The 9,643-nt window shown below is 65.1% G+C and carries 10 protein-coding genes; 7 read left to right on the plus strand and 3 right to left on the minus strand.

Annotated features, from left to right (window positions below):
• Positions 1-18 precede the first annotated feature (18 nt).
• The 4 genes from WA675_RS19820 (at position 19) to WA675_RS19835 (ending at position 4,684) form a co-directional block, all read left to right on the plus strand.
• Positions 19-2,055, plus strand: a complete 2,037-nt coding sequence (locus WA675_RS19820) for an AAA family ATPase (protein ID WP_336086135.1) — start codon at positions 19-21, stop codon at positions 2,053-2,055.
• Positions 2,048-3,307, plus strand: coding sequence for an McrC family protein (locus tag WA675_RS19825; protein WP_336086136.1), 1,260 nt, complete (start codon positions 2,048-2,050; stop codon positions 3,305-3,307). Before WA675_RS19820 ends, WA675_RS19825 begins: the two co-directional genes overlap by 8 nt.
• A gap of 145 nt (positions 3,308-3,452) precedes the next feature.
• A complete protein-coding gene (locus WA675_RS19830) occupies positions 3,453-3,728 on the plus strand; it encodes a macro domain-containing protein (protein WP_336086138.1) in 276 nt (91 codons plus the stop codon).
• 287 nt (positions 3,729-4,015) lie between these two features.
• Positions 4,016-4,684, plus strand: coding sequence for a hypothetical protein (locus tag WA675_RS19835; protein WP_336086139.1), 669 nt, complete (start codon positions 4,016-4,018; stop codon positions 4,682-4,684).
• Between the two features lie 37 nt (positions 4,685-4,721).
• Here WA675_RS19835 and WA675_RS19840 read toward each other — a convergent pair whose 3' ends face one another.
• Positions 4,722-5,174, minus strand: coding sequence for a hypothetical protein (locus WA675_RS19840; RefSeq protein WP_336086140.1), 453 nt, complete (start codon positions 5,172-5,174; stop codon positions 4,722-4,724).
• 301 nt (positions 5,175-5,475) lie between these two features.
• Here WA675_RS19840 and WA675_RS19845 point away from each other — a divergent pair, with 301 nt between their 5' ends.
• From WA675_RS19845 to WA675_RS19855, 3 genes are all read left to right on the plus strand, one after another.
• Complete coding sequence (locus WA675_RS19845; RefSeq protein ID WP_336086142.1) at positions 5,476-5,868, plus strand: DUF732 domain-containing protein; 393 nt, start codon at positions 5,476-5,478, stop codon at positions 5,866-5,868.
• Positions 5,869-5,938: 70 nt separating this feature from the next.
• Complete coding sequence (locus WA675_RS19850) at positions 5,939-6,265, plus strand: hypothetical protein (protein WP_336086143.1); 327 nt, start codon at positions 5,939-5,941, stop codon at positions 6,263-6,265.
• Between the two features lie 194 nt (positions 6,266-6,459).
• Entirely contained in the window at positions 6,460-7,335 is an 876-nt protein-coding gene (locus WA675_RS19855) for a DUF4231 domain-containing protein (protein WP_336086144.1), read from the plus strand.
• A gap of 11 nt (positions 7,336-7,346) precedes the next feature.
• On the opposite strand, the gene WA675_RS19860 is transcribed toward WA675_RS19855, so the two are convergent.
• Positions 7,347-8,231, minus strand: a complete 885-nt coding sequence (locus WA675_RS19860; protein WP_336086145.1) for a carbohydrate kinase family protein — start codon at positions 8,229-8,231, stop codon at positions 7,347-7,349.
• Between the two features lie 23 nt (positions 8,232-8,254).
• Positions 8,255-9,523 (minus strand): TIR domain-containing protein, encoded by a 1,269-nt coding sequence (locus WA675_RS19865; RefSeq protein WP_336086146.1) that lies wholly within the window; start codon positions 9,521-9,523, stop codon positions 8,255-8,257.
• Positions 9,524-9,643 lie beyond the last annotated feature (120 nt).

Genomic DNA, 9,643 nt, shown 5'->3' on the forward strand with positions numbered 1-9,643 from the left:
CCGTAGGACTGAAGACAGATGGAACTCTCCGATGCGATCGCTTCCTTCGACCGCAGCCGAGTCGCCTACCGCGTCACCAACGCCGAGCAGCAACGCAAACGCGTCCTCGCCGAGTTCCCGCTCGAGGATTGGCCTGCCCTCGCGGTCGAGCGCTATGCGCTGGGATGTGGGCCGGGGACCTACTGCCGGTTGATGGAGTTCGACACGGTCGATCTCGGTGGCATCGGGGGCGGCAGTGCGCGCAAGCACATCATCTTCCGGCGTAGTTCCGGCGAGTGGAACCTGGCTCCGCAGCTCGGATCGGACCTGGAGACGGGGTGGAAGCGACTGCGTGGACAGTTCGTGGCCGCGTTCGACGCGGTCGCCCGCGAGGCTTTCGACGAGCTCGACGACCTCGACGCGCTGCGATCCGGTCCGTCCTTGGTGACCAAATCGCTGGCGACCTATTTCCCGCAGCACTTCCTGCCGATCTTCTCGGGTTCGCACCTGCGCAGCTTCATCGCTCGTCTCGGTGGCGTCCCGGAACGCGGTGCCACCGCCTGGCGAGCGAATCGCCAGCTGCTCGGGCTGGTGCAGCGGGATCCGGAGCTGGCCACCTGGGCACCGCACGAACTGATGCAATTCCTCTACGACAATTTCGATCCCCGCGAACCCAGCCGCCCCATCTGGAAGATCGCGCCCGGCGAGCAGGCGAAATACTGGGAGGACTGCCGGGACGGCAATTACATCTGTGTCGGCTGGGACGAACTCGGTGACCTCTCGCAATACACCAGCGACACCGACCTCAAAGAGGCGTTCACCGCGCTGTGGCCGAACGGCACGATCAGCAGCGCGAAGAACCTGCTCGCCTACCGCGATCTGGAGCCCGGCGATCGGATCATCGCCAACCAGGGGATGTCCACCGTGCTCGCGGTCGGCACCGTCACCGGCGGGTATCGATTCGACGACACACGCACGGACTGCAAACACGTGGTTCCCGTCGAATGGGACACCAGCTTCGCGCGGCGGCTGGATTCCCCGCAGGGCTGGCGTCGCACCATCGTCAAAGTCTCGGACAGTCTGTTCGCCGAGCTGACCAGTTCCGCGCGAGAACAGGCTGCGGCGCGCGACGAGGCCGAACTGCCGGAATCCATTTCCGCGGTCACCGGGGCTCTGCACCGAAAAGGCCAAGTCATCCTGCATGGTCCACCCGGCACCGGTAAGACTCGCCTCGCCCTCAATGTCGCCCTCGCCCTCCACGGCCGATCCACTGACATCGACGGACCGAATCGCAACGCCGCTGTCACCGAGCTGCTCGACACCGGCCGCGTCCGCCTGGTCACCTTTCACCCTTCCTACGGCTATGAGGATTTCGTCGAAGGCTTCAAACCGGCGCATCATCCCGGCGCCGCGGGACTGCACCTGGAACTCACCGACGGACTGTTCCACAAGCTCTGCGCCGAAGCATCCGCGGCTGCCGACGACCTGTTCCTGCTGATCATCGATGAGATCAATCGCGGCGATCTGCCCCGCATCTTCGGCGAACTGATCACCGTGCTGGAATCCGACAAGCGCGGCCTCGGCGTCGATCTGCCGATCAGTCAGCGGGTCCTGACCGTGCCGCCCAACGTCCAGATCATCGGCACGATGAATACCGCCGACCGCAGTGTCGGCCACCTCGACGCGGCGATTCGCCGTCGCTTCGCGTTCGTTCAGGTCGGCCCGGACCCCGAAATCGTCTCCGGCACCATCGGTCCCCTCGATCTCTCCGAATTGCTGTCCACGCTCAACGATCGCATCGCCGCGCATCTCGACGCCGACCATCAGATCGGCCATGCCTACCTGCTCCACAACGGCCTCCCGGTCTCGACCGAAGAAGAGCTCGCGGCCGCCTACTACCACGACATCGTGCCGCTGCTCGAGGACTACTGCACGGGTCGGGCAGAACTGCTGCACCGTGTACTCGGAACGCTGGTCGACCCCACGACCGGTCGACCCAAGATCATCACGGTCGCCGACCTGCCGACCGCCCTGGCCGCCGAGTTCACTACGAGCGGCGCCGCGGTCGATGACTGAACGGCGCGAGGTCCGGCTGCGCGAGTACGGATCCGCGCAGGTTCCCGAAAGTCTGCTCACCCCAAGCGATCTCCTCCGGCTGCGGGCGCTCCAAGCACAGGGCCGCATGACCGTGGACGAGTCCCGCGCGGGCTGGCGGCTGAAGGCGGATGCCACCGTCGGCATCCTCAACCTGGATCGCGTCCGCCTCGTGATCGAGCCGAAGCTCGCCTTCACCGGCGAGTCCCTGATCCGCTGGCTGTGCTACGCCCTGGCCGTGCCGGTCCCACACGACGCGACCGCGCGAGACTGGACCGTCTCGCCAACCGGTTTCGCCGATATCGTCGCCACCGCCCTGGCACACGAATGCCAGATCTTGCTCCGCGACGGACTACGCCGGGACTACGTCCGCAACCATCAGCTCGCCCCGGTGCTGCGCGGCCGGTTCGACGCCGTCACCCAAGCCACCCGGCGCTACGGACTGCTCGATCAGCTCCACCACGACACGTTCGACCGCAGCCCGTCCATCTGGGAGAACGAGATCTGCGGCCACGCCCTCGATGTCGCCCGGGTGACGGTCGCCGATCCCGCACTCGCACAACGGCTGTCGACGCTGGCAACCGGCTTTCCCGCTACCGGCCGCGTGTCCGGGGCCATCGACGCCCTGTCTCGGGCCACCTACAACCGGCTGAACCTCCGTTATCGCCCGGCCCACACTTGGGCGGGGCTGATCCTGCGCGCCGGTGGTGTCGCCGACTTGCTCACCGACATCGGCTCCGGCGCCGAGAGCCTCCTGCTGCACCTCCCCAGTGTCTGGGAGATGGCGGTTGCCCGGCTCATCGCCGACTCCGCACCACCTGGCTCGCGCACAGCCACGGCCACCACCGCGGCCAAGATCACCGTGTCCGGTGACCTGTCCCCTCGCACGTTCCGCCCGGACATCGTGGTTACCTTCGCGTCCCCGTCCACTCCGCGACGTTTTCCGGTCGACGCGAAATACAAGCGCTACGAGGACAAATCCATCTCAGCGGCCGATACCCATCAACTGCTCACCTATATCAGCGGGTATTCCCCCGACGAGTCCCGCGCGGCAGCGATCGTGCATCCGCGTACACACGGCCACGCACGTCGACTACTGCGGGTCCGCGGCGGCGATCGCCAGCTGGGCACCATCCACGTGCTAGGCATCGATGTCGACCAAGACCCCACCGAATCCGCCGCCTGGCTGGCTACCGAACTGTGGGCGAATATCGATACCGCCCCCTGCGGCTGATCCATCGCCGATGTAGCCAGATCCCCTGAGACCGCACCAATTCCAGCGCATGACACCGCTCGCGATGATTCGTCCGAGGTGGGGAGCTGCTCTGCCGTCGTCGACTACCTCCGTACTTGTCGGATGGTCCTCGTACGTTCACCTCATGATCCTCGAAAAGTCCGGCAACCTCCTCGATGCCGACACCGAAGCCCTTGTCAACGCAGTCAATACCGTCGGCGTCATGGGCAAGGGAATCGCGCTACCGGCCCTGGTCGAGACAGTCGAGCGGTACGGCATTCAGTCGATCGCAATCCCCGCACTCGGGTGCGGGCACGGCGGACTTACCTGGGAAGAGATGGGCCCGTTGATCAGGACGACGTTGGAACCGCTGGCCGCCACGGTCGAGATCAGGCTCTACCCGCCAGTGCCGTCCAGGTGATTGCTACCTCCCACGATGCCGTAGCCGCGGCCGCCGCTGCGCGCCGACCGAGAGGGCACCGCAGCTGTGCATGAGCACCGCAGCACGGCGGCGCGCTCCGGCCAGGTGTCGTGCAAGATCCCGAGGACCGCGCAACGCAGAGCTGTGCTGTCGACCGGCATCAGGGCTGGCGCAGGTGCAGAGAATTCACATCGCAACCAGAGCGTGACTGCTCGATTACGCACTGGCACAGTAACTATCGTCCGCCATCGAGAAGTACCAGATCCACTAGCCAGGAGTCCGCTACCTTGACCATTCACCGACCGGGACGTCCGGCCGACCTCCCGAAGGCCGAAATACTGTGGGCACGATGGGCACTGATCGCCGCGGTTCGCGCGGAAGGCGCGGCGGAGGACAACTACAGCGGCCACTGGATCGACGCCGATGGTCTCCACTGGGACGACTCCGGCTGCACCTGGTGGATCCTGTCCCGGATGGGTGCGGACAGGTTCGTGCTGTACGGGGAGGACGAAACGAGCCAGGTCAAGTGGCATGACCCGACGATCGACATGCTGGCGGGCGCACCCGACTGGCTGCCGTACGAGGAACTGCGCGATCGGATCGAAGGGTACGAGGTCGGCAGTGTCTACTGGTATGAGAACGGCGTATGGGCTCGGGTGCCCTACCCGGATGACCTTCGCGACGACGGCCTGGACTGCGGTATGGCCGACCTGGCCGACCGGAACAAGGTGATCCGTGCGCTCGTCCCCCACCTGACCGAGCCCACCGACGGACCGAGCGTCGACAGTCTGCTCGCCGACGCGGAAGCCTACCGCTTGGACGCCGCACTGGTGCTCGACCGGCTGCGCAGCGAGAGTCCACTCGAGCCCCCACCGGACCGTGCCGCCGCGGCCAGGACCCTCGCCGCCGCCGGGATCACCGCGGAGCCCTCGATGGCATCGACACCACAGGCGTAGCTGCGGACCGGCTGCGCGGCGAGCAGCCGAGACGTGGTCAGGACACGTCGCGGCTCAATTGGAATGTCGTGCAGCCGCCGCCGATCACCTTGCCGGTCAGCGTGGTTGTGCTGTCGGTGCGGTCGGCGACGAGGTCGACCATCACGTAGGAACCCGGGCGGTCGATCCAGGCCGATTGGCGGAATTCCAGTCGGCCCGAATCGACCCGCCAGCGCATACTGAAGCGGCCCGACGGGACCGTGGGGTTGTCCGGTGTTGGGTAGAAATCGAACTCGGCACGTATCTCGGATTGCACCGTCAATGTCAATCCGGTTGTGCCCTGGGAGCATTCGTAGGTGCCGATCCAGGTGCCCTGTGGCGACTTCCAGTTGTTCGCGACTGTGCTGGTTGTCTCCGCGGCGACCGCCGATCCTTCGACCGAGTGGCCGCAGGCAGAGACAGCCATCACCACGCAGAGGCCCGTCGCGTAGACCAGCTCGCGCGTTCTCATACTTTCCCCGCATTCCCCGAGTGCCTCCCCGGCAGGTCCCAATCTAACTCCCTCCGCACGGTCGGGCACCCGGAGGTGGGGTGAGCGGGCCGGCGTCGGACCGACCGGGTTGCGCGGTCGACGCCTACCGACGGTTCACTTCTCGACCGTCCGTGACAGTTCAGCCGCTGTCCTGCCACGAGCTTCTCGATTCCACAACAATCCGGCCGAGATCACGGTGGCTGGAGTGCCACACATCTCGAATGGGCGAAAGTCCCTGGTCTTGCCCATAGCAACCGGACATCGCCGGTACGGTGAGCTGATGCCGCTACACCGCAGTGTTTCGCCGCTACTCGCCGCGCTCGTGCTCGGTGCGATGCTCTGTGCAGGCATCGCCGAGGCCGCACCCCGTCCGGACCCGTGGGTGCAAGGGCAGATCGATGCGCTGACCGAGGACGTGCCCGGATTCCTGCGCTCCATCGAAGTTTCCGGCGTGGACCGCGGTGGCATCTCCGATACCGACCTCGTCATCCAAGGCCGCAGGATCTGCTATCAGATCTACAGCGCGAGTGGCGATATCAGCAGCGCGATGCTGCCCAACACTCGATCGGACGACTTCCATTCCATGGAGGTAGTCGCGGGAGCGAGCATCAAGTACCTGTGCCCACCCGCAGCCGAGTTCGCTGCGGAAAACCTTCCCGACGCGGCCCCCTGAGCAGTAGCGATCCGATCCGGCGGGTCCTCGCGTCGTGCCGGGCGTCATCGGTCGACGTTCCACGCGTGGGATGATCGATGCCATGCCGGAGACCGCGACAATTGTTCCAGTCGAGGGAGGGTGGCTTGTACGCGCCCGCGGCTTTGAAGCGGTCGTTGAAGACTTGCGTGAGGCAACGCACGACATCGCGAGGTTGATCGCGGAACTCCGCGAGAACTACGGAGTGACAGTCGACTTCGGCTACGACATGGACGAGTGGGACGGTGCACCGGACCGCATCGCGCACCTGCTGCTCAACGCGGTCAACCGAGCGGAGTCCAGCGGCGTCGATTACGCACGGGGCCGAACCGGCGCGATTCTGCCGTTGGGCAGCTACGCTGGCGCGGCCTCCAACTGAGCTCCAGGATCGGTTACGCCAGGTGGGAGTTCTGCGTTCACGCGCACCAGGCGATCGGTTCGCGGCTGCGGCGCGCTGCCGGACTGCGCACAACGAACAGGTCGTGAAACACTCTGTGGTCAACCAGATCTCGAACTGTGCAGGGCGATCGCTGCTACGCTCGTCGAGTGTCTGGGGGCTATTCGGACGGGTTCGTGTTCACTACCGAGGACTTTCCCGCTCTGTACCAATCTGCCGACGCCGCCTCACTGCGAGGGCAGTTCCAATTCCTGCGCGCGCACGGCGCGCGCTTGGTTCTCGCCGTCATCGCGGCCGTCTTCGCCGCGTTCACCATTCATGTGGGCTCACACGGCATCGATGCCGCCGCGATCGTCACGACTGTGGCGTTCGTGATGATGCTCGCGTTGAACGTCTGGCAGCTTCGCGATCGGCCCGATCAGGATTGGTACGAGGGTCGAGCGCTTGCCGAGTCTGTGAAGACACTGACCTGGAAGTACATGGTCGGCGGTTCGCCATTTCCGAGCGGGATGCCAGCAGCTGCCGCCGATCAGCTACTGGTCGATCGGATACGTCGGTTGCAGCGTCCGCTGCGGTCGCTGAACTTCCCGCCACCCACCGGTCGGACGATCAGTGACCGCATGCGCGAAGTGCGACGGCTTCCCCTCGACCAGCGCCGCGCTGTGTACAACGAGGGCCGGGTACTAGAGCAACAGTACTGGTACGCGACCAAAGCGGAATACCACTACCGCCGGGCGAATCAGTTCGGCTTCATCTCGCTCAGTTTCGAAATCGTCGGAATATCGGCGGCCTTGGCGAAGGCGCTGGGGGCGGTCGACTTCGATCTGGCAGGCATCGTCGCCGCGACGATTGCCGGCCTCGCCGCGTGGTCATCCGCCCGTCAGCACACGACCACCGCGGTCGCCTACTCGGTGGCCGCGCACGAGCTGAGCACGATCCGGGACATGCTCGAACGCGACCACACCGAGCAGGAATGGTCGTCCGCGGTCGCCGATGCCGAAGAAGCGATCAGTCGCGAGCACACCATGTGGCGCGCCTCACACACCCAGTAACCCGCCCGGAGCTATCCCCCGATCAGATCCTCCAGGACTTGTTCCAGCTGGTGGCGATCCGGGATCCCGCCATTACCGAAGACCGCGCACTTCCGCGATGCCGCCCAGGACGCGATCTCGAGCGCGGTCGCGGTCTCCGCACCCGCCGCCACCGCCCAGGTGAGCGCACCGTGAAAGGTATCTCCAGCCCCGCACGAATCCCTTGTCTCCACAGGGAAACCTCGATAGCGATGCGTGCCGGTCTCATCGAGGAAGACGCCGCCACGTGCAGCCTGCGTGGCGACGAGAACCCTCGGCTGGAAATCCTCGTATACCTTCGCCATACTGCGTTCCAGCGATTCTCCCGGGTGCCGACCCGCGAAGAACTTCTCCGGCGACACGATGAACTCGACACCGGCCAGCAAGTCCTCGCTGGACTGCTTGTATCCGCCGGTATCAATGACGACCGGGACGCCCGACTCGCGGCAACGGCTGACCGCCGCCCTGCTCAATGCCGGATCGGTGCAGTCGAGCAGGGCGGCGTCCGCATCGGCGAACACCGCGGGCAACGCCTCGATGAACTCCGCATCAGCACGAGGCTGCGGTGTCCAGATTGTCGTACGGGTGCCGCGGTCGGCCGTGACGATCACCGCCGAGTGCTGACTTTCCTGTTGCCGCACAGACAAATTGATAGTCAACGGCTCGTAGTCCAGTTCACGTCGCAGAACATCGGCATGGACGCCGGTACCGCACATCGCCGAAAGGGTCACCCGCCCGCCGCCGAGCCGCGCGGCCGCGATGGCACCGCGCCCGGCTGGGCCACCCACCACGACCTCGTGCTGCCGTACCGGGTTCTCACTATCCTCTGCGGGGTGACTGTCCAGAACATACAGGTAGTCGATGGTCGCCATGCCCACGACCGCGACGGTGGGGGTCGGCCTCACAAACACTTGCTGAAGATCCATTCGCTACCTGCCTTCGCCGAGATCGGATAGTGGACGTGGTCGAGTTCGGCTTCCTCGGCGATTCGTCTGGTCGTGACGATCACCGCGCCGGCGTTGTGCCTCAGTAGGGTTGCCGGCACGCCCGCGGTCGCCGGAAAATGCGACATCTGGTGGATGATGCGTGACTTGCTTCGGTCGAACGCGAGAACCATCAGGGCCGCGCACTCGATGGCTGCCGCCAACCCGATCGTGATGACGGAACGGGACGGCTGATTCGGGTCGATGTAGCGGCGCCCGTGTTCGCTCAACTCTACGATCCGACATCCGTCACCAGCGATATCGTCCGGTTCGGTGTATGCGCCGACCTCGTACCCGAGCACCTCTCCGTCCGGAGATATCGAAATACCGTGTACGGCAGGCGGATACATGCGCAGCGTTCGCCGAGTCGACTGTAGCGGGTCGGCGTTCTGATTGATCTGACCCGAGAGCAGCTGAAGCTGTCGTGCCGCGGGACCGAGGCCACGGTCCGCCAAGGGCTCGACCAGGGTCTCGAGGACGTGTCGTGTACGTGAAGAATCGTGGCGGTCGAAAACCCCGAACGTCTCGGTATCGGACAGGATCGGCGCGAAGCCGAACGGCATCGGATGATACTCATCGGCGATGCGCAGCATGGCGTTGAACAGCTGAGTCCCGGCGCGGCCTGTCGGGAGAACGACGCTACGATGTGGCATCTCATTGGCTGCCCGAAAATAGGTATGCGCGGCGGCTTCGGCAGCTTGGGCCTCGTTGTCGAACGCTACGACACCCGCTGGCCAACCCGTGACCTTCGCTGGCTTGTCCTGCAGACGACCCTGGGCTACTTCCAGGTTCCGGCCAACCACTGCTGGGTTCAGTAGGTCTGATACCAAGCCCTCGAGCGTGCCGTCGCGTCTGTCCAACCAATCCACCCACTGAGTCGGTGAGAGGAAGTAGCCGAGCTTGTCCGGCTCCACCTGCTCCAGACGCACCCAGTAGATAGGGATCTTCGCGCGGTCAGCGAGCAAGACCTCACGCTTGACGTGAACGCTCGAATCCGCACCGGCACAGAACAGGAGCACCAGCGCCGAAGCTTCTCGGATAGCGGCCGAGATCGCCTCATCCCACTTCGAGCCCGGTGGGATGTCGCGCGGTGCCCACCACGTGGTGATCCCCCGTCGCTGAAAGTACCCGGCGATGTGTTCTACGACGGACCGCTTGCTGCTGTGGTAGCTGATGAAGACAGCCATCGACCTCCCCTGATGCGCGTGTGAACTCAGCTCGGTCAGCTAGCAGCGAACCCCTCAGGCCCACGCCCTACCGCTAGTGTGGAGATCGGACGTGCGAGTTGTCAACCGGCAGCATAAGTT

Source organism: Nocardia sp. SSK8 (genome assembly GCF_037034205.1).
Taxonomy (GTDB): Bacteria; Actinomycetota; Actinomycetes; order Mycobacteriales; family Mycobacteriaceae; genus Nocardia.